General features: G+C 41.8%; 30 protein-coding genes. 17 read left to right on the top strand and 13 right to left on the bottom strand.

The genetic code is table 11. From position 1 onward, the window contains the following. The 3 genes from BKK50_RS00535 to BKK50_RS00525 all read right to left on the bottom strand — a co-directional run. A partial coding sequence (locus BKK50_RS00535) for a type II secretion system F family protein (RefSeq protein WP_077414291.1) occupies positions 1–1,138 on the bottom strand: 1,138 nt, incomplete at its 3' end. A gap of 1 nt (position 1,139) precedes the next feature. Then, a complete protein-coding gene (locus BKK50_RS00530) occupies positions 1,140–2,534 on the bottom strand; it encodes a GspE/PulE family protein (protein ID WP_077414288.1) in 1,395 nt (464 codons plus the stop codon). Further along, positions 2,531–2,968, bottom strand: coding sequence for a prepilin-type N-terminal cleavage/methylation domain-containing protein (locus BKK50_RS00525; protein WP_077414285.1), 438 nt, complete (start codon positions 2,966–2,968; stop codon positions 2,531–2,533). Before BKK50_RS00525 ends, BKK50_RS00530 begins: the two co-directional genes overlap by 4 nt. 122 nt (positions 2,969–3,090) lie before the next feature. Here BKK50_RS00525 and ampD point away from each other — a divergent pair, with 122 nt between their 5' ends. The 6 genes from ampD (at position 3,091) to tadA (ending at position 7,730) form a co-directional block, all read left to right on the top strand. Next, positions 3,091–3,648 (top strand): 1,6-anhydro-N-acetylmuramyl-L-alanine amidase AmpD, encoded by a 558-nt coding sequence (ampD, locus tag BKK50_RS00520; protein ID WP_077414282.1) that lies wholly within the window; start codon positions 3,091–3,093, stop codon positions 3,646–3,648. A 517-nt stretch (positions 3,649–4,165) separates the two neighbouring features. After that, on the top strand, positions 4,166–4,750 hold the full coding sequence (gene rppH / locus BKK50_RS00515) for an RNA pyrophosphohydrolase (RefSeq protein ID WP_077414279.1): 585 nt from the start codon (positions 4,166–4,168) through the stop codon (positions 4,748–4,750). A gap of 2 nt (positions 4,751–4,752) precedes the next feature. Then, positions 4,753–5,550 (top strand): sulfite exporter TauE/SafE family protein, encoded by a 798-nt coding sequence (locus tag BKK50_RS00510; RefSeq protein WP_077414277.1) that lies wholly within the window; start codon positions 4,753–4,755, stop codon positions 5,548–5,550. An 8-nt stretch (positions 5,551–5,558) separates the two neighbouring features. Beyond that, positions 5,559–6,362 carry a prolipoprotein diacylglyceryl transferase gene (lgt, locus tag BKK50_RS00505; protein ID WP_370597103.1) on the top strand — a complete coding sequence of 268 codons (804 nt, stop codon included), beginning with the start codon at positions 5,559–5,561 and terminating at the stop codon, positions 6,360–6,362. A 9-nt stretch (positions 6,363–6,371) separates the two neighbouring features. Beyond that, positions 6,372–7,223, top strand: coding sequence for a thymidylate synthase (locus tag BKK50_RS00500; protein ID WP_077414271.1), 852 nt, complete (start codon positions 6,372–6,374; stop codon positions 7,221–7,223). Positions 7,224–7,232: 9 nt separating this feature from the next. Beyond that, entirely contained in the window at positions 7,233–7,730 is a 498-nt protein-coding gene (tadA, locus tag BKK50_RS00495; protein ID WP_279625565.1) for a tRNA adenosine(34) deaminase TadA, read from the top strand. Between the two features lie 42 nt (positions 7,731–7,772). Here the strand turns inward: tadA and BKK50_RS00490 are convergent, their stop codons facing one another. Then, a complete protein-coding gene (locus tag BKK50_RS00490; protein ID WP_077414269.1) occupies positions 7,773–8,210 on the bottom strand; it encodes a GNAT family N-acetyltransferase in 438 nt (145 codons plus the stop codon). A gap of 165 nt (positions 8,211–8,375) precedes the next feature. Here BKK50_RS00490 and BKK50_RS13270 point away from each other — a divergent pair, with 165 nt between their 5' ends. From BKK50_RS13270 to BKK50_RS00470, 6 genes are read left to right on the top strand one after another with little or no spacing between them, the layout of a single operon-like run. Then, complete coding sequence (locus BKK50_RS13270; protein ID WP_482822351.1) at positions 8,376–8,612, top strand: dioxygenase family protein; 237 nt, start codon at positions 8,376–8,378, stop codon at positions 8,610–8,612. Then, complete coding sequence (locus BKK50_RS00485; protein WP_482822350.1) at positions 8,599–9,180, top strand: dioxygenase family protein; 582 nt, start codon at positions 8,599–8,601, stop codon at positions 9,178–9,180. Before BKK50_RS13270 ends, BKK50_RS00485 begins: the two co-directional genes overlap by 14 nt. 20 nt (positions 9,181–9,200) lie before the next feature. After that, positions 9,201–9,329: a hypothetical protein gene (locus BKK50_RS13015; RefSeq protein WP_279625564.1), complete on the top strand. Its 129-nt coding sequence runs from the start codon at positions 9,201–9,203 to the stop codon at positions 9,327–9,329. Between the two features lie 47 nt (positions 9,330–9,376). After that, the gene (locus BKK50_RS00480; RefSeq protein ID WP_077414266.1) at positions 9,377–9,751 is read left to right on the top strand and encodes a nuclear transport factor 2 family protein; all 375 of its coding nucleotides are present in this window, start codon (positions 9,377–9,379) and stop codon (positions 9,749–9,751) included. 16 nt (positions 9,752–9,767) lie between these two features. Further along, positions 9,768–10,094, top strand: coding sequence for a MoaF-related domain-containing protein (locus BKK50_RS00475; protein WP_077414263.1), 327 nt, complete (start codon positions 9,768–9,770; stop codon positions 10,092–10,094). Between the two features lie 54 nt (positions 10,095–10,148). After that, positions 10,149–10,526, top strand: a complete 378-nt coding sequence (locus BKK50_RS00470; protein WP_077414261.1) for a hypothetical protein — start codon at positions 10,149–10,151, stop codon at positions 10,524–10,526. A gap of 33 nt (positions 10,527–10,559) precedes the next feature. On the opposite strand, the gene ung is transcribed toward BKK50_RS00470, so the two are convergent. Continuing rightward, positions 10,560–11,219: a uracil-DNA glycosylase gene (ung, locus tag BKK50_RS00465; RefSeq protein WP_077414258.1), complete on the bottom strand. Its 660-nt coding sequence runs from the start codon at positions 11,217–11,219 to the stop codon at positions 10,560–10,562. A 262-nt stretch (positions 11,220–11,481) separates the two neighbouring features. Between ung and grcA the strand changes: the two genes are divergently transcribed. The 5 genes from grcA to era all read left to right on the top strand — a co-directional run bounded on the left by grcA (position 11,482) and on the right by era (position 16,472). Next, a complete protein-coding gene (gene grcA, locus BKK50_RS00460) occupies positions 11,482–11,865 on the top strand; it encodes an autonomous glycyl radical cofactor GrcA (protein WP_018357171.1) in 384 nt (127 codons plus the stop codon). 162 nt (positions 11,866–12,027) lie between these two features. After that, positions 12,028–13,824, top strand: coding sequence for a translation elongation factor 4 (gene lepA, locus BKK50_RS00455; RefSeq protein WP_077414255.1), 1,797 nt, complete (start codon positions 12,028–12,030; stop codon positions 13,822–13,824). Positions 13,825–13,832: 8 nt separating this feature from the next. After that, entirely contained in the window at positions 13,833–14,882 is a 1,050-nt protein-coding gene (lepB, locus tag BKK50_RS00450) for a signal peptidase I (protein WP_077414252.1), read from the top strand. 1 nt (position 14,883) lies between these two features. Then, entirely contained in the window at positions 14,884–15,567 is a 684-nt protein-coding gene (gene rnc, locus BKK50_RS00445; protein WP_077414249.1) for a ribonuclease III, read from the top strand. After that, complete coding sequence (gene era, locus BKK50_RS00440; protein ID WP_077414247.1) at positions 15,564–16,472, top strand: GTPase Era; 909 nt, start codon at positions 15,564–15,566, stop codon at positions 16,470–16,472. The genes rnc and era overlap by 4 nt, the downstream gene beginning before the upstream one ends. Before the next feature lie 50 nt (positions 16,473–16,522). Here era and BKK50_RS00435 read toward each other — a convergent pair whose 3' ends face one another. The 8 genes from BKK50_RS00435 to nrfA all read right to left on the bottom strand — a co-directional run bounded on the left by BKK50_RS00435 (position 16,523) and on the right by nrfA (position 25,215). Next, positions 16,523–17,752 carry a BaiN/RdsA family NAD(P)/FAD-dependent oxidoreductase gene (locus BKK50_RS00435; protein WP_077414244.1) on the bottom strand — a complete coding sequence of 410 codons (1,230 nt, stop codon included), beginning with the start codon at positions 17,750–17,752 and terminating at the stop codon, positions 16,523–16,525. After that, on the bottom strand, positions 17,749–18,816 hold the full coding sequence (nrfF, locus tag BKK50_RS00430) for a heme lyase NrfEFG subunit NrfF (protein ID WP_077414241.1): 1,068 nt from the start codon (positions 18,814–18,816) through the stop codon (positions 17,749–17,751). Before nrfF ends, BKK50_RS00435 begins: the two co-directional genes overlap by 4 nt. Next, positions 18,813–19,343, bottom strand: coding sequence for a DsbE family thiol:disulfide interchange protein (locus BKK50_RS00425; protein ID WP_077414238.1), 531 nt, complete (start codon positions 19,341–19,343; stop codon positions 18,813–18,815). The genes nrfF and BKK50_RS00425 overlap by 4 nt, the downstream gene beginning before the upstream one ends. Further along, complete coding sequence (nrfE, locus tag BKK50_RS00420; protein WP_077414235.1) at positions 19,340–21,250, bottom strand: heme lyase NrfEFG subunit NrfE; 1,911 nt, start codon at positions 21,248–21,250, stop codon at positions 19,340–19,342. The genes BKK50_RS00425 and nrfE overlap by 4 nt, the downstream gene beginning before the upstream one ends. 83 nt (positions 21,251–21,333) lie before the next feature. Beyond that, positions 21,334–22,299: a cytochrome c nitrite reductase subunit NrfD gene (gene nrfD, locus BKK50_RS00415; protein ID WP_077414232.1), complete on the bottom strand. Its 966-nt coding sequence runs from the start codon at positions 22,297–22,299 to the stop codon at positions 21,334–21,336. Then, positions 22,296–22,973 (bottom strand): cytochrome c nitrite reductase Fe-S protein, encoded by a 678-nt coding sequence (gene nrfC / locus BKK50_RS00410; protein WP_077414229.1) that lies wholly within the window; start codon positions 22,971–22,973, stop codon positions 22,296–22,298. The genes nrfD and nrfC overlap by 4 nt, the downstream gene beginning before the upstream one ends. Further along, positions 22,970–23,626, bottom strand: coding sequence for a cytochrome c nitrite reductase pentaheme subunit (nrfB, locus tag BKK50_RS00405; protein WP_077414227.1), 657 nt, complete (start codon positions 23,624–23,626; stop codon positions 22,970–22,972). The genes nrfC and nrfB overlap by 4 nt, the downstream gene beginning before the upstream one ends. Before the next feature lie 65 nt (positions 23,627–23,691). After that, complete coding sequence (nrfA, locus tag BKK50_RS00400; RefSeq protein WP_208606186.1) at positions 23,692–25,215, bottom strand: ammonia-forming nitrite reductase cytochrome c552 subunit; 1,524 nt, start codon at positions 25,213–25,215, stop codon at positions 23,692–23,694. Positions 25,216–25,666: the final 451 nt, after the last annotated feature.

Below are 25,666 nucleotides of genomic sequence, written 5' to 3'. Positions count from 1 at the left end.
TTGGAAGATCATTGACAATTTGGGAAAGGAGATCAATTTTGTGATTGAGTTTTTCTTGATAGTTTTCGGAAATGTGTTGCAGCATTAAGACAAGTTTGCCACTTTGTTCACCGATTTGGAGCATTTGCTGGGCTTCCATTGGGAAAAGGTGACTACTGACGCTGTCTGAAAAGCGATAGCCTTGTGAAACCCATTGTAAAATTGATCGCACTTCTATGTCGAGAATGCGATCCGTTGTAATGATTTGTTGGGTTTGCCAAGTTTGTGTACGTGGCAGAAAGCTGTTCAATGCTTGATTAAGTGGTATGCCGGCTTGCAACATTATGTATAAACTTTGCGTAAAATTCACTAAACGGGAAAGTTGTTGAATGCGCCCAAAAACAGGCATTGCAGAAATGAAGCGCGCTTTTTGCTGTTGAAACCAAGGGGCGTGTTTCAATTTGACTTGATAAAGCAGGGTGAAGATAACGGATGCTAATATTAGGAGGTGAATATCTTCTTTGAGAAAATTTGATGTGGCGAGCAACACAGCGGTTAACGTGGGGAGCTCGCTATTATTACCTTGGTACATTTCAGCAAATTGTGGCACGATAAAAAGCAAAAGAGCGAGGGTAAGCAATAAAGAAATCCCCAATACCATAGCTGGATAGAGCATAATTTTTTGTAATTTGCGTTGTAAGGTGAGGGAGGCTTGGCGATGTATCGCAATTTTTCCACAGACAATCGCCAGTTTTCCTGTCATTTCCCCTACCTGAATCAATTGAATTTCCTGTTGAGTGAGATATTTACCTTGTTGTTCAATAGATTGAGAAAAGGATAGCCCGGATTCTATAGCCTGTAAAAGCTTTTCTAACCAAGTATTTAGGGCAAGCTGAGTACAGTTTTGTTGTAAAATTTGCAAGCTGTTTTTGAGTGGAATAGCAGATTGCAACAGAGTGGCAAGTTGGTTCAATAAGGCACTGATTTCGGCATTTTTCGGTTTACTATTAAGTTGCCAATTTTGTTGTAGCTTGATGTTGGTCAGCCCTCGATTCATTAATTGAAATTGGGCTTGTTGATCGGAATCGGCAATAATTGAGCCTTTTTGCATTTGTTTTAAGGCATTTTGTCCTTGAAAATAAAAGAGTTTTTTTGCCATATTATTCCCTGCCTAAAACACGATAGATTTCTTCTTTATCGGTAATCCCTTGTTTTACTTTTTCAAGCCCGCTTTGATGGAGATGATCAAAGTCTGTTTGATAGCCATTTTGTTGGTGATGTAAAAATTGATAAACACCGATTCTTCCACGGTAACCTTGATGGCAATCACAAGAATCTGTAGAAAATTGACCGCACTTTTGACAGCGTTTTCGCACAAGTCGTTGGGCGATCACCAATAATAAACTGTTTTCGATTTCATGAGGTTGAATGCCAAGTTGCTGCAAACGTGAAATGGCAGAGTGAGCATCATTGGTGTGTAGCGTAGAAAGTACCAAATGCCCTGTTTGAGCCGCACGTAGTGCCATTGCAGCACTTTCTTCATCTCGAATTTCACCCAGCATAATAATATCGGGATCTTGCCGTAAAAATGAACGTAGTAAACGACTGAAATCCAATCCGATTTGAGGATTAATTTGACTTTGGATAATGCCCTCTAATTCAATTTCAATGGGATCTTCGGCGGTCATAATGTGTTTATCCGGTGTGTTGAGCCATTGAAGTGCGGTGTAAAGGGAAATACTTTTTCCGCTTCCTGTTGGACCGGTTACCAAAATCAATCCTTGTGGTTGGCTGAGCGCTTGTTGAAAAGCCAGTTGTTGTGATTCTGTCATCCCCAGTTCGGCAAAACTCAATTCCACCGGTTTATTTTGTTGGGCTCGAAGCACCACCTTTTCGCCCCAATGTGTCGGCAGGGTGGAAAGGCGAAAATCAAGAATATCGGAAAAGGTGGTTTTAAATTGAAAGCGCCCATCTTGTGGCAATCGGGTTTCGCTGATATCAAGCTTCGCCAAGAGTTTTAGACGAGAAATAATCCGATTCGCTAAATTTTTACTAATCGGAGCTTGAGGCTGTAACACACCATCAATTCTAAATCGCACTTGGAAATGGTTTTGTAATGTTTCCAAGTGAATATCGGAGGCATTTTTTTGCAACGCTAATTCAAAGATGCGATTTAATAGTTGGATAATAGGTTCATCATTATTTTTTTCGTGATTTTCTTGCTCTTGGTGATGATAGAAACTCACTTGTTCTTCCACTTGCATTGTTTGCGGCGCAAGTTTTTGCAAAAGATCTTTAAGGTGTATGCTATCAAGCAAAATCGGCTCGACCAATTTCCCACTAATAAAAGCAATGGTTTCACAAGCGGAAAGATTGGAAAGTGAATCAACACCAAGCCATAATTGATTGTCTTCTTCCTTTAGTGGTAGCGCAAAATAGCGTAAAAAAAGAGATTGTTGCTGTTGATTACGTTCCCATAGATCTGGTGGGATAATAAAAACCTCACCATTTTGTGCGGTAGCCCGGTAGGTGTGGTGTAAGGCGTAATCTGTCATTTCGTGCAAAATCCGGCAGGAAATAGGGATGAATCGCCGGTACAAGCGGTTGACCAAGTGACACCTTTCGATTTATCACCGTTTGCCGTGAGGGTATAACCTATTCCATCCAATGTGCCATTACCCACCACAGTGATTTCACCTCCATTTATACTGATGCTCTTAATATAGCCTTTTGCCGTGGTGACATTGGCGGCAATGCCGTTTGAGCCTCCGCTACAATTGGTGGTCGCACCCGTGCCATAAACACAAAGTTCTACATCAGACTTAAAAGGCGCAGAGGCTTGTAGCAATTCGGACATTGCCGCCTTTTTCGTATAATTTTGGTAAGATGGAATTGCGATGGTCGCAAGAATGGCAATGATAGCAATCACAATCATTAATTCGATGAGTGTAAATCCTTTTTTCAGTTTAGATTGGGAAATAAGTTTCATTGATTTTCCTTTAAAATGTGGGTTAAGCCAATATTGGCGAGGGCATTGTCTAGAAGGAAAAAAACTTTGTAAAATTGACCGCACTTTTTCTGCGATCCTGATCGTAAAAATAGGAGAAAATCATGAAAAAACAGAAATGTATTGAACAGGGTTGGCTGACAAATTGTCGCCAAATTCCTTCACCTCATTTTGATGAACGTTTAGATTCGGGCGATATTTCTTTGTTGGTGATTCATTATATTAGCCTCCCCCCGGAACAGTTTGGCGGAGGCTATATTGATGATTTTTTTCAAGGTAAGTTAGATCCCAAGCTTCACCCCTATTTTGAGAAAATTCATCAAATGCGGGTTTCCGCCCATTGTTTGATCGACCGTCAGGGCGTAATTACACAATATGTGAATTTTAATGAGCGGGCATGGCATGCGGGCGTTTCCAGCTTTGAAGGGCGTGAAAAATGTAATGATTTTTCCATTGGCATTGAACTTGAAGGAAGTAATGAACAACCTTTTACCGAGGCACAATACCAATCTTTGCAACGGCTGACGAAATGCATTATGGCAGTCTATCCGAAGATTACACCGGAGCGTATTGTTGGACATACGGATATTTCACCGGGGCGGAAGATCGATCCTGGTCAATATTTTGATTGGGGGCGTTATTTAAAGGACATTCAGTCTTAGTTTAAAAAATAGACACTTCATTTTACGATGTTATACACATTTTGATGATTGGCTCGATTTTTATTTAACTTATTGAAATATAAGAGTTTAATTAGTTTATAAAATGAGAATTATCCTGGTCGATAAAGTTATCCAGTATTATTGGTTTTTCCAACCACAATTTTATCCACAGAAACATTGAATAACTCACAAGAGGGATCAATGCTTGGCATTTTCTATGGCTCTCTTTTAATGATGAGGATTTTTCAACCGCACTTTGTTGAAATAAAGTGCGGTTTCTTTTGGATAAGGATCGTGGAGGGCGAAAAATAATCAATATTGAGCGAAATGAGGAATAAAAAGGATCCTAAAATATTTCTACACAATTTTAGCGAGGATGATGACAGCGTTAGCCACAGTTTTATCCACAACCCTTTTCTTGCACGCTATCGCAACGTGTGCCTTTGGTTGATAAAAACGCCAATTTGTGAAACAATCCGCAGACTATTTTTGTATAAAAATTTAAGGTAGAGCGAGAGTGGTCGATTTTGATGGCTACCGCCCAAATGTGGGAATTGTGATTTGTAATTATAAAAATCAGGTACTTTGGGCAAAACGTTGCGGACAAAATTCTTGGCAATTCCCGCAAGGCGGCATTAATGATAATGAAAGTGCCGAGCAAGCGATGTTCCGTGAGTTGTATGAAGAAGTGGGGTTGCAGCCAAAAGATGTGCGCATTTTGTATGTATCAAAACATTGGTTGCGTTATAAATTGCCAAAACGTTTATTACGTTATGACACTAAACCCATGTGTATAGGGCAAAAACAGCGTTGGTTTTTATTACAACTGGTTTCGGATGAAAAAAAGATCAATGTGAAAGCAACAAAATCGCCGGAATTTGATGGTTGGCGTTGGGTGAGCTTTTGGTATCCGGTGCGTCAGGTGGTATCGTTCAAGAGAGATGTATATCGCCGAGTGATGAAAGAATTTGCGGCTTTTTTATTTTCTTTCGATAAAGATAACTCGTCCGAATATTTTCAAGAGCGAGATTTAAAATTCACTTCTTCTCATAAACCGAATTATTCAAAACATTCAAAACGTCCGTTTCATAAAAGGGGATAGGTATGCTGACTTTTATTGCAATTAGTTTGTTAGTTGGCTGTGTTGTCGGATTCCTTGCCGGGTTATTTGGCATTGGGGGCGGTTTAATTGTCGTGCCGGCATTGGTTTATTTATTACCGATGGTTGGTGTGCCGGAACCTTTGCTTATGTCAACCGCATTGGGGACATCTTTCGCCACGATTGTGATCACAGGCTTTTCTTCGGCACAACGCCATCACCAATTAGGCAATATTGTGTGGGATGCCGTGAAAATCTTAGCCCCTGTGATGATGATAACCGTCTTTATTTCCGGTTTGTTTATCGGCAAATTAGATCGGGATATTACCTCAAAATTATTTGCCTGCCTTGTGGTGTATTTAGCGGTAAAAATGGTGTTTTCAATTAAACCTCAGCCTGTTGAATCGACAAAAGGGCTTACCACAAAATCGTCTGTGATGGGGGGGATTTTAATTGGTATGGCATCGAGCATTGCCGGAATTGGGGGAGGCGGTTTTGTGGTGCCTTTTTTAAATTCACGGGGTATTGATATCAAAAAAGCCATCGGTTCTTCTGCCTTTTGCGGTATGTTGCTTGGTACATCCGGTATGTTGAGTTTTATGGTGAGTGGTTGGGGAAATACGGCTATACCGGATTATTCCCTCGGCTATGTTTACTTACCGGCAGTTTTTAGCATTACCGCCACCTCATTTTTTACCTCCAAATTAGGCGCAAATGCCACTGCAAAATTACCGGTTCCTACGTTGAAGAAAGGTTTTGCATTATTGCTCATTGTGATTGCCGTTAATATGTTTCTTAAATAAGGAAAATTATGAATCAATATTTACACCTTCCCTATTTTGATCCCAGCATTTTTACTTTTGGTGATAGCAACATCGGTCTGCGTTGGTATGGCTTGATGTATCTATTAGGTTTTCTTTTTGCCCGCTGGCTAGGGGTTCGCCGGGCAAATCGTCCGAATAGCGGGTGGAGCGTTGAACAGGTAGATAGCCTACTTTTCAATGGTTTTATGGGTGTGTTTTTAGGGGGACGTATCGGTGATGTGTTCTTCTATAATCTTGATCATTTCTTACAAGATCCGCTTTATCTGTTCCGTGTTTGGGAAGGGGGAATGTCTTTCCATGGTGGATTAATCGGTGTGATTGTCGCCATGATTTGGACCTCTTATTCGCAAAAACGTCATTTTTGGCAAACGGCCGATTTTATTGCCCCTTTAATCCCCTTTGGTTTAGGATTAGGACGTATTGGTAACTTTATTAATCTTGAACTTTGGGGACGTGAAACCGATGTACCTTGGGCGATGATTTTCCCTAATGATCCCCTTTTATTACCCCGCCACCCCTCGCAACTTTATGAAGCCTTTTTAGAAGGTTTTGTGCTTTTTGCTATGCTCAATCTCTTTATCAAAAAGCCACGTCCGATGGGATCGGTTGCCGGTTTATTTTTGATAGGCTATGGCGTGTTCCGCTTTATCGTGGAGTATGTACGAGAGCCGGAAGTAGAATCTTTCCTTGGCATAATGACCCGAGGTCAAGCCTTGTGTTTACCGATGATTATCGGTGGCGCATTGATTATGGGCTGGGCTTATACACGCAAAAGTGCGGTAAAAAATTAAGGCGTTTTTATGAAACAATATCTTGAACTCTGTCAGCGTATTATTGATGAAGGCGAATGGATCGCCAACGAACGCACGGGCAAACGGTGTTTAACGGTGATTAATGCGGATTTGGAATATGATGTGGCGAATAACCAATTTCCCCTCATTACCACCAGAAAAAGCTATTGGAAAGCTGCCATTGCGGAGTTTTTAGGTTATCTTCGTGGTTATGATAATGCGGCGGATTTTCGTCGACTCGGTACCAAAACCTGGGATGCCAATGCCAATGAAAATGCAGCGTGGCTTGCTAATCCTCATCGTAAAGGCACAGATGATATGGGGCGGGTTTATGGTGTTCAGGGGAGAGCCTGGCGTAAACCAAACGGTGAAACAGTAGATCAACTTCGCAAAATTGTGAACAATCTCACTCGAGGAATTGATGATCGGGGCGAGATCATGACATTTTTTAACCCGGGGGAAATTGATTTAGGTTGTTTGCGTCCTTGTATGCACACGCACACCTTCTCGCTTGTGGGCGATACCTTGCACCTCACCAGTTACCAACGTTCTTGTGATGTTCCACTCGGGTTGAATTTTAACCAAATTCAAGTGTTTACCTTCTTAGCCTTAATGGCACAAATCACCGGAAAGAAAGCGGGCAAAGCGTTTCACAAAATTATTAATGCGCATATTTATGAAGATCAACTGGCGCTCATGCGTGATGTGCAATTAAAACGTGAGCCTTTCCCTCTGCCAAAATTGGAGATTAATCCTGATATTAAAACTCTCGAAGATTTAGAAACTTGGGTCACCATGGATGATTTCAAAGTGATTGGCTATCAATCCCACGAAGCGATTAAATATCCTTTCTCTGTATAAGGTAAAAAAGTGCGCTCGGATTTGGATGAGAAATTTATGCGCCATGCCCTGAGCTTGGCGGATAAAGCCGAAGCCTTAGGTGAAATTCCCGTGGGGGCGGTGCTGGTGGACAGCGAAGGGAATATCCTCGGGGAAGGTTGGAATCTCTCCATTATTGAAAACGACCCGACTGCCCATGCGGAGATTGTCGCATTACGCCATGCGGCAAAAAAGATAAAAAACTATCGTCTGCTGAATACCACCCTATATGTGACGCTCGAACCCTGCACTATGTGTGCCGGGGCGATTTTACACAGCCGAATTCAACGTTTGGTGTTTGGTGCTCTAGATTATAAAACCGGTGCGGTGGGCTCCCGTTTTCACTTTTTTGATGATTATCAAATGAACCACAGTGTAGAAATCACCAGCGGTGTACTGGCGCAAGAGTGCGGTGAAAAATTAAGTGCTTTTTTTCGTAAAAGACGGGCGGAGAAGAAAGCGGAAAAATTCGAAAAACAAGAAATATAGTTTAATATCAAAACACACAAGGCTTATTTGCCGGGCAATATTTTAAGCCTGTTTCACTAATTCCATATCCAAATGCGGTATCCCATCTTCCAAATAGACTGCTGAAATCGCTTTAAATCCGAAGGATTGATAAAAATTTTGTAAATATTCTTGGGCTTGAATATGAACCTTTTTATCAGGGAAATAAACCTTAATCGTATTTAAAATTTGTTCAACTAATTTACGTCCCCAACCCTCTTGGCGGGCGGATTGCACTACCAGAACTCGTCCAAAATGCACGGTATTTTTTTCAGGAATAATCCGTGCATAAGCCAAAATCTGATCGTTTTCCAAATAAAACAAATGAAGTGAAATGAGATCCTTATCATCGACTTCGGGATAGGCACATTGTTGTTCAACAACGAAAATTTCCGTACGCACTTTATAAATTAAAAATAGTTCATAAGTGCTTAATTCTTCAAATTTTTTGCATAGCCACATAAAAGAATTTCGTCAAAATATTGCTTTTGGTGAGAAAAATACTAAGGAGACGATAGTATCATTATTAACCAAAAGTAAAAACACTTCTTCCAATTTCTCGCTTTATTCCCAATTTGATTACGTCCATAATGGATTTATTTGAACATTCCGACTTTAGGAGGACACATGAGCAATAAAATGCCAGCATTATTTGTTGGGCATGGCAACCCAATGAATGCGATTGAATCGAATAATCCTTTTAACCAAAATTTCGCACAAGTGGCGGCTTCCTTTGAGAAACCAAAAGCCATTTTGTGCATTTCGGCACATTGGTTTAGTGATCGATTGCAAGTGACGGGGAGTGCTAATCCACCGATGATTTACGATTTTTTATGGTTTTCCCGATGCCTTGAGCCAAATTAATTACCCGGCTCCGGGCAGTGCGGAATTAGTGGCGAGAGTGCAAACATTATTGCAAAACGAAGAATTGCATATCAATCCGACACGTGGTTTTGATCACGGCGCTTGGGCGGTATTAATGCACCTTTATCCGCAAGCGGATGTGCCGGTGGTGCAGTTAAGTTTAGATCGTAGCAAATCAGCACAATGGCATTTTGATTTGGCAAAAAAACTTGCACCTTTGCGTGAGGAAGGCGTGCTTATTTTAGGCAGTGGCGATATTGTGCATAACCTTTCCGTAATGAGTCACGAACACATTAATACGATAGGGGCTGCGTATGATTGGGCATTAACATTCCGTGATCAAATTAACCAAGCGGTGGTGGAAAATAACCTTGATGCTTTGGTAAATTTCGAGCAGTTTGGCGAGCCGGCGAGCTTATCCGTTCCAACACCCGAACATTATTTGCCTTTGCTTTATGTGATGGCATTACGTGAAGATATTGATGATGTGGTGATTTTCAATGATGTATTGGTAGGTGGTTCGGTGAGTATGACTTCGGTTTTAGTCGGGAATAGCGGATTAAATTAATGGCATATACCCTATCGTAAATGGTTTACAGACCATTATCATTATACTATCATCTTGCCTTGCCTTGCCTTGCCTTGCCTTGCCTTGCCTTGCCTTGCCTTGCCTTGCCTTGCCTTGCCTTGGTTGGGTGGGATTTGGGTTCGGTTTAGTCTGATGGTAAGGTGTTTTACATTTATTTAATCTAAGAGGAAATTTTATGTCTAATGCAAAAATCATTAGTGATTACTTGGATGTGGTATTCAACCAAAAGGATGTGGCAAAAGCCGAAACCTTTTGGGCGGGGGATATGATTCAACATAATCCCTCTATGCCTAATGGTTTGGATGTTTTACGCGGTTTTATCCAATCGCCTGATGCACAAGCGATGAGCTATGAACAAGGCATCATTATGGAAGACGGGGATTATGTGATGGTGCATGGTCGCTATACCGGTTGGGCGGGTAAAACCATGTTAGCCGTGGATATTTTCCGTTTGGAAAACGGCAAAGTGGTTGAACATTGGGATGTGATGCAAGAAGAAGTGCCGGCAGCACAATCAGCCAATGGGCATGCAATGTTTCTGGTCAAATAAATTAAGGAGAAAAACTATGGCACAATCAAACTATCCGGCTATCGGTCACATTTATGAAGCCCGTTTTGGTGATCTCGCTTATCATCTTGATTTTAAAGCGGATGGAAAAACGATGGAATTTACCAGTATTGGTAATGCCGCACCGGTTGCTGAGCCGGTGGTGACCGTAGAATATACGGCAAAAGAAGTGGCAAGTGGCGTGTTTATGGTTTACTGGAAAGAACCAGACGGTTCAACCGTTGTTCACGTTGAAGATTTTAACCAAAATAAAGTCTTTACCAATATTACTTTACCAAATCACGACTTTTTGAATTTGGAAGGTAGTTTTAACCTAGTACGTTAATTAAATTTGGTTGTCTGAAAATGGTTTTCAGACAACCTTTTTGACAAGTCGGATATGTGGATACTCATCACACTCATTATTGCCACTACTATTTTTTATCTTATTGGTAAGCAGCCCGCACGATTATTACAACGTGGTAAGCTCGTACGTTCACAACATATTGAAAGGGAAGGAAAAATATTCTACATCGAAGAAGTGTCTTTCTCTGATTACCATCAAGCTTTACATCATTATTTTTATCTTATCCCTCAATTTTCCGACCGTAAAAATTTACTGGAAACCCAATACAGTTATTTAGATTGGACGGATACCACTTTGCGTTTTTCGGATTATACATTGCAGTTGGTAAGGCGGGTCAATCATATCCTGTTAATCAAAAGCCAAACCCCAATGAGTATTGCGGAGTTTGAGCGTTTGACACAAGGTATTTAAAAAACACGTGAAAAATTGACCGCACTTTAAAGCTTAAAGCTGCCAATCAATCTCTGCTATACCTTTTCCCCTTAAATATTCATTGGTTTTAGAGAAATGCTTGCACCCAAAAAAACCTCGGTGGGCGGAAAGTGGGGAGGGGTGAGGGGCGGTTAAGACACAGTGGCGGGTTCTATCAATCATACTGCCTTTTTTCTGCGCATGACTTCCCCAAAGTAAAAAAACGAGATGTTCACGCTGCTCATTGAGTGCGGCGATAACCCTATCAGTAAAGGTTTCCCAACCTAAGTTGGCATGTGAATGGGCAAGCCCCCGTTCCACGGTCAGCACCGTGTTAAGCAATAATACGCCTTGCTCCGCCCATTTCACTAAATAGCCATGATGTGGTATTTGAAAATCGGGAATATCTTGACTGAGTTCTTTATAGATATTCAACAAGGAAGGGGGAATGGCGACTTCGGGTTTGACGGAAAAGGCAAGACCGTGGGCTTGGTTTGGTCCGTGGTAAGGATCTTGCCCTAAAATGACCACTTTGACCTCTTCAAATGCCGTATATTTGAAAGCATTAAACACCTCGTTTTGCGGCGGATAAATGGTTTTTCCCGCTTGTCTTGCAAGGTGAACCTGTTTTAACGCATTCTGAAAATAGGGTTGTTCTTTTTCTTTGCCGATCACATCGGTCCAAGTTTGCATAATAAAATCCTAGTAAAATGAATGAACAATATTATAAACGAAATGGGATCATCTCGGTAGGTTAAGGTTAAATGTAAAAATAATGTTAATAAAAACAAGATGGTTTAAGGTTTTATTCTAAATATATTGATTTATATCAAATTAATAAAAGTGTTTATAAAAAAATAACTTGTTCTTTATCAAAAGAATTTGAAGTCTTCAAAATTTTTGATAAAATTTGCACAGTTTTTGTGATTATACACATGCCAATTAGGAGGCGATTATGATTAAAGGTATTCAAATTACTCAAGCAGCGAATGACAATTTACTTAACTCATTCTGGTTATTAGACAGCGACACCAACGAAGCACGCTGCTTATGTGCAAAAGGTGGTTTCGAGGAAGATCAAGTGGTTGCGGTGAGCGAACTTGGTCAAATCGAATATCGTGAATTACCGGTAAATGTAGCGCCAACCGTAAAAGTGGAAGGCGGTCAGCACTTAAACGTGAACGTGTTACGTCGTGAAACTTTAGAAGATGCGGTAAACAACCCGGATAAATATCCACAATTAACTATCCGTGTTTCCGGTTATGCGGTGCGTTTTAACTCATTAACGCCGGAACAACAACGTGACGTGATTACCCGTACTTTCACTGAAAGTTTATAATCCCACATTGAATACAAGAAACCCCGATTTTATCGGGGTTTTGTTTTTCTAAAATTTAGAAAAAATCCACCGCACTTTCCTTTCTTTCCTAGCGATTTTTATGCTTTTCGGGTAAAATCCGCCAGTTAAATTTAATGATTTTTTGAGAAAACCAACATTTTTATGAAGAATATTCGTAACTTTTCTATTATTGCTCATATCGACCATGGTAAATCCACCCTTTCCGACCGTTTAATTCAAACCTGTGGCGGGCTTTCAGATCGTGAAATGGAAGCACAAGTCTTGGACTCGATGGATCTTGAACGTGAGCGTGGCATTACTATTAAAGCGCAAAGCGTAACTTTAAATTACAAAGCTAAAAATGGCGAAACCTATCAATTAAACTTTATTGATACACCGGGACATGTGGATTTTTCCTATGAAGTGTCGCGTTCTTTGGCTGCTTGTGAAGGGGCATTGTTGGTGGTGGATGCCGGTCAAGGGGTAGAAGCGCAAACCCTTGCCAACTGTTACACCGCCATTGAAATGGATCTCGAAGTGGTGCCGATTTTAAACAAAATCGACCTGCCGGCAGCAGATCCTGAACGTGTAGCGGAAGAAATTGAAGATATTGTAGGCATCGATGCCATGGAAGCGGTGCGCTGCTCAGCAAAAACCGGACAAGGCATTGAAGATGTATTAGAAGAAATTGTGGCAAAAATTCCTGCCCCTGAAGGCGATCCTGAGGCGCCATTGCAGGCCCTCATTATTGATTCTTGGTTCGATAATTATTTGGGCGTGGTCTCTTTGGTGCGGATTAAAAATGGCACGCTTCGTAAAGGCGATAAAATTAAAGTGATGTCCACAGGACAGGCTTATAACGTGGATCGCCTGGGTATCTTTACGCCAAAACAAGTTGATACCCAAGTATTAAATTGTGGTGAAGTCGGTTGGGTGGTTTGTGCCATTAAAGATATTTTAGGCGCCCCGGTAGGCGATACCTTAACCGATCAACATCATCCGGCAAGTGAGGTTTTACCGGGCTTTAAGAAAGTGAAACCGCAAGTCTATGCCGGGTTGTTCCCGGTGAGTTCGGATGATTATGAAGCGTTTCGTGATGCGCTGGGTAAATTAAGCCTCAATGATGCCTCGCTATTTTATGAACCGGAAAATTCCACCGCACTGGGTTTTGGTTTCCGTTGTGGTTTCTTGGGGCTACTTCATATGGAGATCATCCAAGAACGTTTAGAGCGGGAATACGATTTAGATCTGATCACCACCGCACCAACGGTAATTTATGAAGTGGAGATGACAAATGGCGAAGTGGTTTATGTGGATAGCCCCTCTAAGTTGCCGCCACTGAATAATATTTCTGAAATTCGTGAACCCATTGCAGAATGTAATATGCTCGTGCCACAAGAATACCTCGGAAATGTGATTACGCTCTGTGTGGAAAAACGTGGGGTACAGACCAATATGGTGTATCACGGCAACCAAATTGCGCTGACCTACGAAATTCCAATGGGGGAAGTGGTGTTAGATTTCTTCGACCGCTTAAAATCTACCTCACGGGGTTATGCTTCCTTAGATTACGGCTTCAAACGTTTCCAAGCGGCGGATATGGTGCGTGTGGATATTATGATTAACGGCGAGCGTGTGGATGCTTTAGCATTAATTGTACACAAAGATAACGCACAATATCGTGGACGTGAATTAGTGGAAAAAATGCGTGAATTGATTCCTCGTCAGCAGTTTGATATTGCGATTCAAGCGGCAATTGGTAACCATATCATTGCCCGTTCAACAGTGAAACAATTGCGTAAAAACGTGTTGGCAAAATGTTACGGTGGTGATGTGAGCCGTAAGAAAAAACTTTTACAGAAACAAAAAGAAGGTAAGAAACGAATGAAATCTTTAGGGAATGTAGAAGTGCCTCAAGAAGCGTTTCTTGCCATTTTACATGTAGGTAAGGATAAATAAGGAGCGATATGTCTAATTTATTTTTTGTGATTTTTTTAGCGGTAGGATTTGGCATTTGGAAAGCGTTGGATTATTTCCAATTGCCTAATACATTTAGCATTTTATTGCTGATTTTGACCGCACTTTCGGGTGTGTTATGGTGTTATCACCGTTTTGTTGTCGCCCCTAAGCGTCAGCGTCAAATCGCCCGAATGGAGCAACGTTCCGGTCAAACGCTCAGCGATGAAGAAAAAGCAAAAATCGAACCCATTTCGGAAGGTTCGGAATTTTTATCTTCTTTATTCCCAGTGTTAGCTGTGGTTTTCTTGGTGCGTTCTTTTTTGTTTGAACCTTTCCAAATTCCTTCCGGTTCAATGGAATCCACATTGCGTGTCGGGGATTTTCTCGTTGTCAATAAATATGCCTATGGGGTTAAAGATCCGATTTTCCAAAATACGATCATTGAAGGGGAAAAACCGCAACGTGGTGATGTCATCGTTTTTAAAGCACCGGAGCAAGCTTTACTTCGTACAGGACTTGGCGCAACCCGAGCCGCTTATGCGGAAAATTTAGCCTTAAGTTCAAAAGAGAATATGTCTGCGGTGGATTACATTAAACGAATTGTCGGGCAAGGTGGTGATCGTGTGATTTTCGATATGGATCAAAAAACCTTGAAAATTGTGTACGGTAAAGAAGGGAAACCTTGTGAAATAAACTGTGAAAGCAAAACCTTTGAATATCACCAAAACTCTACCAATCCGGCATTTCCAAATGAATTGGAATTGTCCGAGCAAGGCGATGTGGTACATAACGTGTTAATCAGCCCTTATCGTCGTTATTCCGGTCCGGAATTTTTCCCACAAGAAGGCAACCCAACGGCGGAATGGGTGGTGCCGGAAGGGCAATATTTTGTTATGGGGGATAACCGTGATCACAGTGATGACAGCCGTTTTTGGGGATTTGTACCGGAAAAAAATATCGTGGGGAAAGCCACTTATATTTGGATGAGCTTAGAAAAAGAACCGAATGAATGGCCGACAGGCTTACGTTTCGAACGTTTTTTTACGGCAATTAAATAAGATGAATCATTTAGCGAGATTAGAGCAAAAAATCGGGTATCAATTTAAGGATATTTCGCTTTTAAAATTGGCGCTCACCCATCGTAGTGCCGCCACAAAACATAATGAACGCCTAGAGTTTCTTGGCGATGCTATCCTCAATTTCACTATTGCGGAGGCGTTGTATCATCAATTCCCTCATTGTAATGAGGGGGAACTAAGCCGTATGCGGGCAACCTTGGTAAGAGAAAAAACGCTCGCGATGTTAGCCCGTCAGTTTGAACTGGGCGAATATCTTTCTCTTGGTTCCGGTGAGTTGAAAAGCGGTGGTTTTCGCCGTGAATCGATTCTTGCAGACGGTGTGGAAGCGATTATTGGGGCGATGTCGTTGGATCAAGGGATTATTCTCACCACCCAAGTGGTTCGAACTTGGTATCAAAGGTTGTTAGCCGAAATCAAACCCGGTGATAATCAAAAAGATGCCAAAACCCGCCTGCAGGAGTATTTACAAAGTAAAGGGCTGGCATTACCAAGTTATGAGGTGATTAACATTCAAGGGGAACCTCATTGCCAGACTTTCACTGTGGAATGTAAAGTGAAAAATATCGATAAAATTGACCGCACTTTTGTGGCGAAAGGCTCAAGTCGCCGTAAAGCAGAACAGGCGGCAGCAGAACAAGTATTAAAAGAATTGGATATCAAATGACAGCACAATTTGACAAAACCTATTGCGGTTTTATTGCCATTGTTGGCCGCCCGAATGTTGGGAAATCCACGCTCTTGAATAAAATTTTAGGGCAAAAAATCTCAATTACATCACGCAAAGCGCAAACCACCCGCCACCGCATTGTGGGGATCAAAACCGAAGGGGCTTACCAAGAAATTTATGTGGATACCCCGGGCTTGCACATTGAAGAAAAACGTGCCATTAACCGTTTAATGAACCGAGCGGCAAGCAGTGCCATTGGCGATGTGGATCTCATCATTTTTGTGGTGGACGGAACCCATTGGAATGCCGATGATGAAATGGTGTTAAACAAACTTCGCAGTGCGAAAGCCCCGGTGGTATTGGCAATTAACAAAGTGGACAACATCAAAAATAAAGATGATTTATTGCCTTTTATCACCGAATTAAGCGGAAAGTTTGATTTCGCCCATATTGTGCCAATTTCCGCCCAACGGGGAAATAATGTTCACCAATTGGAAAACATTGTACGCACAGCGTTACGCGAAGGTGTGCATCATTTCCCTGAAGACTATGTAACAGATCGCTCACAACGTTTTATGGCATCGGAGATTATCCGTGAGAAATTGATGCGTTTTACCGGTGAGGAACTGCCTTATTCGGTTACCGTTGAAATTGAACAATTTAAAGTCAATGAACGTGGCACTTATGAAATTAATGGATTGATTTTGGTGGAACGTGAAGGTCAAAAGAAAATGGTGATTGGCGCACAAGGGCAAAAAATCAAAACCATTGGTATGGAAGCCCGTGCAGATATGGAACGCTTATTTGATAACAAAGTGCATCTTGAACTATGGGTGAAAGTGAAATCCGGCTGGGCTGATGATGAACGTGCATTACGCAGTTTAGGCTATATGGACGAATAAAAGAGCGGTTTATTTTGAACAGGTTTTATAGGGACACACTGCTGGTGTCCCTATATTTTTTCTCCTATTCCTAGCTTTTTTCCCCTTATTCCTACCGCACAAGCATAAGCCGAACTCCATGCCCATTGGAAATTATAACCACCAAGCCAGCCGGTTACGTCTAATACTTCTCCAATAAAATATAAGCCTTGTACTTGTTGGCTTTCCATGGTTTTGGAAGAAATATAGCGGGTATCGACACCGCCTAGGGTGACTTCTGCGGTGCGATAACCTTCCGTTCCATTGGGGGTAAATTGCCAGTGGTGGATTAAATTCTCTAAATTTTTTAACCGCACTTTACTGAGGTTAGCAATCACTTCATCTTGAATAAAACCTTGTTCGAGCCAATGTTCCACTAATTTTTTGGGAAGTAAACGTGCCAGTAGGGTTTTTAACATCAGTTTTGGGGAGCGCTGTTTGATGTATTGGATTTCGTCTTCAATATTGTGTGTCGGCAGTAAATCAATTTCCACGCTTTCATTAGGCTGCCAATAATTCGAAATTTGCAATACAGCAGGGCCTGAAATTCCCCGATGAGTAAAAAGCAACTGATTATGAAAAGATTTTCCGCAATTTGCGGTGATCGTAACCGGTAGGCTAATTCCTGAAAGTGCGGTCAAAAATTTATCGGTTTCTCGATAAGTAAAAGGCACAAGGCTAGCCCGAGGCGGCACTACCGGAATATTAAATTGTTCAGCGATTTGATAACCGAAAGGCGTTACACCAAGCCCCGGCATAGAAAGCCCCCCGGTGGCAATGACTAAGTTTTTGCAGTGCCATTGTCTTGCATTGGCGGTGACCTTAAATCGCTCCTTTTCATCATGCTCAACCCGTTCAACCTGCGATATTTCACTGCGTAGATGAAGATTGACGTGGTGTTTTTCACATTCTGTCGCCAACATCCCAACAATTTGATCTGCCCCTTCATCACAAAAAAGTTGTCCGAGTTCTTTTTCGTGATAGGCAATGCCGTATTCTGCCACGAGCGAAATGAAATCCCAATTGGTATAACGGGCGAGGGCGGATTTGACAAAATGTGGGTTTTGCGAGAGATAGTGGGAGGGGGTCACATCAAGGTTGGTAAAATTACAAAAACCACCGCCGGACATTAAGATTTTTCGTCCGATTTTTTTACCTTTATCTAAAATAGTAACCTCTTTTCCCAGTTTGCCTAATTGTGCGGCACAAAATAAACCGGCAGCCCCGGCACCGATAATCAAGGTTTCGGAATAATGTTTCACTGGGCTTGCCCTCGGTCTAAAAATTCTAACATTTTCATTCGTTGAATCACCATTCGGCGATCTACGGCGGCATTGCCGGTATCTAACAATTGCTGTAAATAATCTTTTGCTTGCGCATAGTTGCGTGTTTCAAGGGAAAGGGTGGCGAGCAAAGAAAGACTGGCAATTTCTTTAGGGTTTTGAGTGAGGGCTTGGCTTAGAAGTTGTTGCGCTTCAGGTGTCAGCTGTTGCCCTGCTTGATAATAGAGTGCGGTCGCTTTTAAACCTAAAATATTGGGTTGACGACCTGCTAATTTTTCCGCATTGGCATAGGCGATGAGGGCATAATCAAATTCATTATTTTGCACATAAGCCTCACCCAGTTGAATCCAATCCTCGGTATTATTCGGATCAGCCCGCAATTTATCTTGAATTTTGCTGATCACATTTTCTTTTTTGTGAAAATCGGCCATTTCAATTTGCTTGTTATGTTGAGCAATCATCGCTTGCTCGCCCTCTTGTAGGCGTGAAAAACGATCAAGGGATAAATAATAGCCAAGGGGAAGGGCAACGAGTAACGCCAAAATACTGAGGGTGATTTTTCCACTAGGCTTTTGGGTGGCGAGCGTAGTGGGTTCGTTTTGTTCAACCGCTTTTAATGTCGAATTTAATGTAGCAGAGGAGGAAGGCTCTTTAAGCTGCGCTGTTTTTTGCTGAGAAGACCAAATCAACCCTGTTGCGAGCAGGAATAATCCAATGGGTAATAACCATAATAATGCCGTATTCCATTGAAAAGGGGGCTTATAATTGACAAAATCGCCGAAACGAGCCGTCATCGTATCAATAATTTGCTGATTGGTTTTGCCTTCATTCACCATATTGTACACTTCAATACGCAAATCGTAGGCGATAGGGGAATTGGATTCCAGCAAGTTTTGATTTTGACATTGAGGGCAACGTAGCGATTTCGCCAGCTCTACTGCACGGGTGCGGTCTGCCGAATTTTTAAATTGATAAGTATCCACCATTTCGGCTTGGGCAAACAAGCTAAAGCAGAATAAAAGTGCGGTTAAAAAGATTTTCATTTTTTCATTAATTCTTGAATTTTGGGAAGAAGGACATTTTTCCAGGTTTCTCGATCAAGTAATCCGGAATGACGATAACGAATAATACCGTTAGCGTCCACTAAATAGGTTTCCGGCGCGCCATCTACACCGAGTTTCATGGCAAGTTCCCCTTGGCTGTCATCAATCGTCAAAAGGAAAGGATTACCCATTCTTTTGAGCATTTCACGTCCCTTTTGTGGATTATCCCGATAATCAATGCCGATGATAGGGAGTGTTTTGGCGATCTCCATTAATAACGGATGTTCTTCTTTGCAATAACCACACCAACTGCCCCATACATTTAATAAAAAGGGGGTTTTAGGGAAATCTTTTAGGCTGAGGGTTTGATTCAGCTCTAATAAGTTTGCTTGATAAAACTCCGGCACGGGTTTATCAATGAGTGCAGAGGCAAGCTTTTTCGGATCTTGGTTTAGCCCGGCAATTAATAAGATACATACCCCTAAAAGCATGAATAGCGGGGTAAAAAAGAGGAGTTTTTTCTTCATGATCTTTCCTGTTTTCGGCGTACGCCCAATGTGCTACAAAGTGCCCCTAATGCCATTAAAACTCCGCCTGCCCAAAGCCAACGAATAAGCGGTTTGTAATGCAGACGGAAGGTAAATTCCCCTTTCCCTAGAGGATCGCCCATGACGATATAGAGATCGCCAAAGAAGCCGCCACTTAAACCGACTTCACTCATCGTCATTGTGCGAACATCATAATAACGGCGTTCCGGGATGATGGTAGCGTAAGGTTTCCCTTTTTCTGTTACGTCAAAAAATGCCACTTCGGTGGTGAAATTAGGGCCGATTTCATTCGAAAATTGGCGGTAATAAAATTCGTATTGACCGAGTTTTTGGCTTTGTTGTGGTGCAAGGCGAACGCCGATTTCACTGCCAAAATAGCTACTCATCACCGCCCCCATGGTGGCAATAGCCACACCGCAATGGGCAAAAATCATCCCCAATTGTGAGAGGTGGATTTTTCGCCAATTTTGCCATAAGGTCGCCAAGAAAAGCCAGATGGCAAGGGTTAATAAAAGGAAAGCAAACCCTTGGAAACGAAGTGCTTCGTTATGATGAATTTGTTGCCAAATCATCAATAAACCAATGCCTCCGGCAGGAACAATCAATAATAAATGGCGTAGAAAAAAGCCCTTGTCAAATTTTGCCCAACGTAATGACAGAGAAACCACCATTGCCACGAGCATAATCGTTAAAATAGGTAAGAAAATGCTATTGAAATAAGGGCTGCCTACTGAAATAGATCCCCAATTCATCGCTTGAAATAACATGGGGTAGAAAGTGCCTAAAAAGGTGGAAACCGTAGCAATGGTTAATAAAATATTGAGTAATAACATCCCACCGGCTTTTGAAATAAGCTGAAATTTGACCGCACTTTCTTGTGTATGATTTGAACGTAGTGCGAATAATCCAAAAGCCAATAAGGTGAGTAAAAAGAAAATGAGCAGTAACGCATAGCCACGGCTGTTATCAACAGCAAAGGCGTGGACGGAGGTGAGTGCGCCTGATCGAACAATAAAGGTGCCAAGGACGCTGAAAGCAAAGGTGAGGAGAGAAAATAAGCTTGTCCAATAAGGGAATGCTCCTTGTTTTTCAGCGATGACTAAACTATGTAGTAAAGCAAGCCCGAGCAACCATGGCATAAGCGAGGCGTTTTCTACCGGATCCCAGAACCACCAGCCGCCCCAGCCCAGTTCATAATAGGCCCACCATGCACCCAGTACGATGCCAAGGGTTAAAAATAACCATGATACTAAGACCCAACCTCGCATTTTATTGGCGATTTGTTGCACGGGTTGATGATAAATGAGGGCACTTAGGCTCATGGCAAAATTCACCGCAAAGCCTACATAGCCAATGTAAAGTAATGGCGGGTGGAAAATTAGCCCGATATCTTGCAACATCGGGTTGAGATCCCGCCCCTCTATCGGTGCGGGGAAAATTCGTCCAAAGGGATTGGAATAAAACAAAATAAATAACGCAAAACCAAAGCAAATTAACCCTAGTAAAGCGAGGCTTTGAGCGGAAAAAGTGCGGTCATTTTTTCGGTTAAAAAAAGCAAAAGAAGTCAACCATAAACTCAATGAAAACAACCAGAATAACATTGATCCTTCATGTCCTCCCCAAGTTGCGGCAACTTTGAAAAATGTAGGCAGTTGGGAATTGGAATGGGCTGCAACGTATTCTAGGGTGAAATCATCAATGGCAAAAGAATAAGCGAGAATGGCAAGAGAGATTGTGGTGGCAATAGTGAAAACATAGCTTAACCACCAAGCCGAATTGATTAAGGTAGGATTTTTTTTAAAGAGCCCCACCTGTGGCAACAATGCAAGAAATAATGCACTGAGGGTAGCAATTAAAAGAGAGAGGAAGCCAAGTTCTGGAAGCATAATAAATTTTTTAGTGATTAATGTATGATTTCAAAAAAGAAAGGCGCATAGTAATACGCCTTTCTTTATAAAACAACCTTTGCTTATGCCACGGTTAATTGTCCCGCATACAAAATAAAGTAGCGCAAACAGAGTACCCCGATCAGGTCGAAAATCGACACCCAAATAATAAAGGTGCGGTTATATTTGAATCGCTCAGAGGCAAACATATTTGCCATTAATGGGATCAAAATGCCGATAAAGAAGACGCCAATCCAGAATACGGCGCCCCAGAATCCCGAAAGGGCATTGTATAACGCCAAGGTTTTTTGCCCACCACCAAAATATAGTCCTACAAAGAAGCACACTAATAAGCCAAGTTCGGTTACCATAATCGGCACTTCAAATTTGTGGATGAAGTGAGATTCGTGAGAATCCCCTTTCAATTTGCCTGCGATAAGAATGATTAAGAAAGTCGCCGCAATACCGGATGAGGTACCTGATGCTAAGAATAATGCCGGCAATACCGGATTGTTTAACATTGGATAGCTGATTAACGCAGAAAGTAGGAAACCGGTATAGGCCCCTAAAACCGCCGCTAATACGAATAAAATTACCTCTACCGGGCTCATTAAACGTTCGGCAAAACCAATGAATTTCATCACAAAGCGGAGTTTTGGCATAAAACGCTGAATGAGTGCTTCTATCTCATTTTTGAAGATCACCACCGCCCATAAGACCAAAAACAACATATACACTTGGAACAGCATGACCCCCATAGACATCACAGAATTAAATTGATAATTGAACATCAATTTCCAGAATGTCCAAGGGCGTGCCAAGTGGAAAATTAATAGGGTTAAACCGATTAATGTGGGTACCGAGCCTAAAATAACCCCGGCTCGAATAATCCAGTTTTGGCTTGGATTTTCTAATTTATGACTGCGTTTGAATGCAATGGCGAGTTGTACCGCACCGGATGAGATCCCAAGTAAAAACAAATAGATCGCAATGGTTGAATCCCACACTAAATTAGGGGTGTGGAACGGAACTGGATAATCTAACGTCATCTTCTAGGCTCCCCATGTTGGAACGGAATATGGTAAAGATTGGGTTGTGTACCTAATTCCACTTTGGTGCGATAAACCGGTTTTTCTTTGACTTTACGCGCCACTTCACTACTCGGATCGTTCATATCGCCAAAGGTGAGAGCTTTGGTCGGACAAGCTTCCACACAAGCCGGTTGTTTACCGTTGGCTAAATTGGTATCCCGACAGAAATTACACTTATCGGCAGTTTTATGCACAGGGTGAATAAAACGCACACGATACGGACAGACCGCAATACAATATTGGCAGCCGACACATAAATCTTTATGTACATCAACAATGCCTGTTTCACGGTCAATAAATGAAGCCCCGGTTGGACAAACCGCCACGCAAGGAGCGTTGCTACAATGTTGGCAAGATTGACGGAAAAACTCATATTCCTGATTTGGAAATTCGCCATAAGGTTCGCTACGCAAAATCTCTAAACGAGATACACCTTGCGGTACTTGATTGACATCACGACAGGCATCCATACAGGCAGTACAGCCAATGCAAGCCGTTTCATCATGTATCATCGCATAACGTTTGGTTTTATCCGCCTTGTCTTCTTTTGCTAAAGAAGTTAAAGAGGTTCCCGTCATAAGGATCACCGCCCCCATGCCGGAAACAAAGTTTCGGCGTGAGCAAGTTGTCATTGTTTATCCTTTTGTTCGGTTGATTTTTCTTGTTCTGACAATTTTTCTTTTTCAGATTGGCGTTTTTGTTGTTCACCATGACAGTCTACACAAAGTTTAACACGCTGTTTTGGCTGAATACCTTTCATTGCGTCTTCTTTTGGATGCAGGGTGTGACAGCTTGCACAAGGCAATTTCATCGCATGGACATCGTGCGCCCATAATTTTTCACGCAGTTTGTCCGGTTGGTGACAAGCAAAACAGACTTGGTTTTGTTCTTGTACGGAATACATTGGTTTTTTCTCACCAAAAATATCCCCCTCAAAACGCATGACATCTTTCGCCCCACGACGGTGGTTTTCAGTAATATTACCGTGACAGCTTACACAGGTGATTGGTTTGCCGTTGTTCGGATTTTTTTGGTTTAAGTGTGTACCATGGAATTTTCCAAAGTGTAATTCCCCCCCGGATTGATCTAAGGTTTGGTTTTTATCTACTTTGTCAAATTTATGGCATTTTGCACAATATTGGTTTGGATCACGTTGATTGTCTAATTGCGGCTCATAACTGAGTGCTGAATCCGCTTGTGCATGAGCAATCATTGGCGTTGCTGCCGCAAAGAGAAGAAATGCAGCCGCTTTTGCCACATTGCGAAGAAAAGACGTTAAATTCATTTTGGAACCTCAAATTTATGATGGAAAACAACCGCACTTTTACCCGAAAAGTGCGGTAAGGTTTCTTATTGTTTTGTTGCGCTGTCTTCAGCTAATTTGCCGTTGGCTTTCGCTTCTTTTTCCCATTGAGGTACAACTGTTTTTAAGAACTCTTCTTTGGCTTGACGTTCTTTTTCAATATCAATACCCATTACTTTCCAGGCTTTTTCTGCCGTAGAGATATCAGGTACTTCAACCGGTGTTTTCACGCCGTGTTTGGTTAAGATTGCAGCGAGTTTCGTGCGTGCATCTGCCGCTTTATCTAAACCGGAGCCTAACACACGAAGCATCACATCAGGCGCATGCATATGACCGCCGTGGCTTGCCGCTGCGTAATCCCAACGCCATTGTGCGTGACGGATATCCATTAATGCGGCTTCCATTTCTTCTTTAGTTGCACCGGCATCCCAAGCCGCTTTGGCTTCAAAGTGTGCTCTCACTACTTGATCTTCTAAACGACCCATCACATCTTTCACGTCTTTTTTACGGGAAGCGACGATCTCTTTTAATTTTTCTTTACTTTGATCATGGCAGTTTGCACAAGTGGAATCAAAGGCATCAAATGGGTTTTGGATTTGGTGATCCGTATAAACTGTGCCATCGGCATCCTGTACTTTCGGCATATGGCAGTCTACACAGGTTACGCCGTTTTTACCGTGCATCCCTAAAGACCAAATTTCAAAGTCCGGGTGTTGCGCTTTTAACATCGGTGCTTTAGAAAGGGAGTGCGTCCAATCGCTGAAACCAATGTCATCGTAGTATTTTTCAATGTCATCAACTGTTTGACCGTTATTCCAAGGGAAGGTCACTTGTTTGATATCACCGGCAAAATAGTATTCAACGTGACAGTTTGCACAGATTTCCGCACGTTGTTCTGTGCGTGCCGCCGTGTTAAAACTCAGATTGGGTTGTTCTTTTCCTTCCGCCTTGGCTTTCGCTTGTAAGGCATTGTTGAGATGATCTAAGGCGCGTAAAACATGTGGGCGTGCAATACGCAGTGCCGGTTTTCCTTCTGCGAAATCTTTAGAGGTGGTATCGTGACAATCTGCACAACCGATAGAGTTGACGACTTCAGCCCCACCTTTTGCCCATTTTGCATTGAAGTAACCTTCTTCACCCCATTCAGCGATTAAGCGGGGAACATCAGGACCTTTACACGTCCAACACGCCATCGGCTGAGGACCGTCATTGGCGGTTTTTGGTGCGCCGGTACGCAGAATATCACGCACATCTTTAATCGCATAAGCGTGACCACGTGGTGCGTTATATTCTTTGGAGAAGGCATATCCCCCCCAAAGAACAATTAAACGAGGATCTTCTTCATCGGCATAAATTAATTTGTCGCCTTTTTCCGTTGCTTTCCAAGATTGGAATTGTTTTGGATATTTTTCTGCGAATTTTTCATTCACCGCTTCAATTTTTAAATTTGGGTTAGGGGCTTCAACGGGTTGCTCAACCGGTTTATAAACCATATCAGCCATTGCCGAATTATAAGCACCTAAGGCGGCGAGAGAGGCAGCTAAAATAAAACTTTTTCTTAATGTATTCACGATAAACACTCCATAGCAAAGTGAGGGAAGAATAACGTAATTTAAATGCAAACTATTATCGATAACTTATTGATATTATTCAATAAAGATACTCCAATATAAGAATAACAATAACAAAAATGTGGTGATTTTCTAGGGCTATTGATGAAAAAGTTGCTTTAGATCAAAGGAAAAAATAAAAATACACCTAAAGAGTTAGTATGAATTGCTTGATAAAAACAATGAATTTTTTAACCGCACTTTTTTTGGGAAAAGTGGCGGTATTATGTAGCACTTGACAAAGTGGGTCTAGGGTTAGTACGGCATAGTATAAGATGAAATGAAAAAGGCTAAATCTTATTAAAAGTTCGGTATTATGCAGCAGTTGCACAACATTACTTTTTTGTTATCTTGTAGGGACACACTGCGTGTGTCCGAATCTTAACATATTGAAATAATTTGATTTTTATAA

This window comes from Rodentibacter rarus, from assembly GCF_001998965.1.
Classification (GTDB): domain Bacteria; phylum Pseudomonadota; class Gammaproteobacteria; order Enterobacterales; family Pasteurellaceae; genus Rodentibacter; species Rodentibacter rarus.
This window is presented reverse-complemented; position numbering and strand designations above follow the sequence as displayed.

Excerpts from the sequence above, each read along its gene's own strand:
- BKK50_RS00530 (WP_077414288.1), bottom strand. The coding sequence starts at position 2,534 with ATGACAGATTACGCCTTACACCACACCTACCGGGCTACCGCACAAAAT.
- BKK50_RS00525 (WP_077414285.1), bottom strand. The coding sequence starts at position 2,968 with ATGAAACTTATTTCCCAATCTAAACTGAAAAAAGGATTTACACTCATC.
- ampD (WP_077414282.1), top strand. The coding sequence starts at position 3,091 with ATGAAAAAACAGAAATGTATTGAACAGGGTTGGCTGACAAATTGTCGC.
- BKK50_RS00510 (WP_077414277.1), top strand. The coding sequence starts at position 4,753 with ATGCTGACTTTTATTGCAATTAGTTTGTTAGTTGGCTGTGTTGTCGGA.
- lgt (WP_370597103.1), top strand. The coding sequence starts at position 5,559 with ATGAATCAATATTTACACCTTCCCTATTTTGATCCCAGCATTTTTACT.
- BKK50_RS00500 (WP_077414271.1), top strand. The coding sequence starts at position 6,372 with ATGAAACAATATCTTGAACTCTGTCAGCGTATTATTGATGAAGGCGAA.
- BKK50_RS00490 (WP_077414269.1), bottom strand. The coding sequence starts at position 8,210 with ATGTGGCTATGCAAAAAATTTGAAGAATTAAGCACTTATGAACTATTT.
- BKK50_RS13270 (WP_482822351.1), top strand. The coding sequence starts at position 8,376 with ATGAGCAATAAAATGCCAGCATTATTTGTTGGGCATGGCAACCCAATG.
- BKK50_RS13015 (WP_279625564.1), top strand. The coding sequence starts at position 9,201 with ATGGTTTACAGACCATTATCATTATACTATCATCTTGCCTTGCCTTGC.
- BKK50_RS00480 (WP_077414266.1), top strand. The coding sequence starts at position 9,377 with ATGTCTAATGCAAAAATCATTAGTGATTACTTGGATGTGGTATTCAAC.
- BKK50_RS00475 (WP_077414263.1), top strand. The coding sequence starts at position 9,768 with ATGGCACAATCAAACTATCCGGCTATCGGTCACATTTATGAAGCCCGT.
- BKK50_RS00470 (WP_077414261.1), top strand. The coding sequence starts at position 10,149 with ATGTGGATACTCATCACACTCATTATTGCCACTACTATTTTTTATCTT.
- ung (WP_077414258.1), bottom strand. The coding sequence starts at position 11,219 with ATGCAAACTTGGACCGATGTGATCGGCAAAGAAAAAGAACAACCCTAT.
- grcA (WP_018357171.1), top strand. The coding sequence starts at position 11,482 with ATGATTAAAGGTATTCAAATTACTCAAGCAGCGAATGACAATTTACTT.
- lepA (WP_077414255.1), top strand. The coding sequence starts at position 12,028 with ATGAAGAATATTCGTAACTTTTCTATTATTGCTCATATCGACCATGGT.
- lepB (WP_077414252.1), top strand. The coding sequence starts at position 13,833 with ATGTCTAATTTATTTTTTGTGATTTTTTTAGCGGTAGGATTTGGCATT.
- rnc (WP_077414249.1), top strand. The coding sequence starts at position 14,884 with ATGAATCATTTAGCGAGATTAGAGCAAAAAATCGGGTATCAATTTAAG.
- era (WP_077414247.1), top strand. The coding sequence starts at position 15,564 with ATGACAGCACAATTTGACAAAACCTATTGCGGTTTTATTGCCATTGTT.
- nrfF (WP_077414241.1), bottom strand. The coding sequence starts at position 18,816 with ATGAAAATCTTTTTAACCGCACTTTTATTCTGCTTTAGCTTGTTTGCC.
- BKK50_RS00425 (WP_077414238.1), bottom strand. The coding sequence starts at position 19,343 with ATGAAGAAAAAACTCCTCTTTTTTACCCCGCTATTCATGCTTTTAGGG.
- nrfE (WP_077414235.1), bottom strand. The coding sequence starts at position 21,250 with ATGCTTCCAGAACTTGGCTTCCTCTCTCTTTTAATTGCTACCCTCAGT.
- nrfD (WP_077414232.1), bottom strand. The coding sequence starts at position 22,299 with ATGACGTTAGATTATCCAGTTCCGTTCCACACCCCTAATTTAGTGTGG.
- nrfC (WP_077414229.1), bottom strand. The coding sequence starts at position 22,973 with ATGACAACTTGCTCACGCCGAAACTTTGTTTCCGGCATGGGGGCGGTG.
- nrfB (WP_077414227.1), bottom strand. The coding sequence starts at position 23,626 with ATGAATTTAACGTCTTTTCTTCGCAATGTGGCAAAAGCGGCTGCATTT.